Consider the following 557-nt stretch of genomic DNA (forward strand, 5'->3'; position numbering starts at 1 on the left):
TGATAATGCGGCGTTTCTCCTCGCGCATGGCCGGCGTACGGCGGTTCAATCCCCGATCCACCAGCACCCGATAGATGGTCGATTCCGAGGGTACCTTATCGCGCCGCTCTCGCAAGGCGGCATGGATCTCGTAGCGGTTCATGCCGCGCTGCCGGGCGGCGACGATCTCCGTCTCGATGCCTTCCGGGACACGACGATCCCGCCATTTAGGTCCGCGGCGCCGGGGCAACAGATCGGCCTCGTCGCCGCTCTGCAGATAGCGGTTGTAGTACTTCCGGAAGGTTTGGGAGCAAGTGCCGTGATGGCGGTAGAAGTCACCGACGCGGCGGAATTGCTCCGACCGTCCCTCCTTTACCGCCTCGTACTCAGCGATCAGAAAACGCCACTTCTGGATGTAGTTTCTTTCAATCGTCCGATCGAAGCTGTTGTCGCGCATCGAAGCCTCCCTGATGGGTGGATTCGATCACCGAATTGTTGAACATGCACAGCAATGACGCGAGAGATTCGCTGCTACGCAGCCCCCGGTAGCTGATCCGGCCGGTACAAGGTGTCGATAG

General features: G+C 60.1%; 1 protein-coding gene. It reads right to left on the reverse strand.

Annotation, left to right across the window (positions count from 1 at the left end):
• A partial coding sequence (locus tag DY467_RS25400) for a helix-turn-helix domain-containing protein (RefSeq protein ID WP_164639809.1) occupies window positions 1-436 on the reverse strand: 436 nt, incomplete at its 3' end.
• Between the last annotated feature and the right edge of the window lie 121 nt (window positions 437-557).

Origin of the sequence: Rhodopseudomonas sp. BR0G17 (genome assembly GCF_010907025.1) — a bacterium.
GTDB lineage: Bacteria > Pseudomonadota > Alphaproteobacteria > Rhizobiales > Xanthobacteraceae > Rhodopseudomonas > Rhodopseudomonas palustris_H.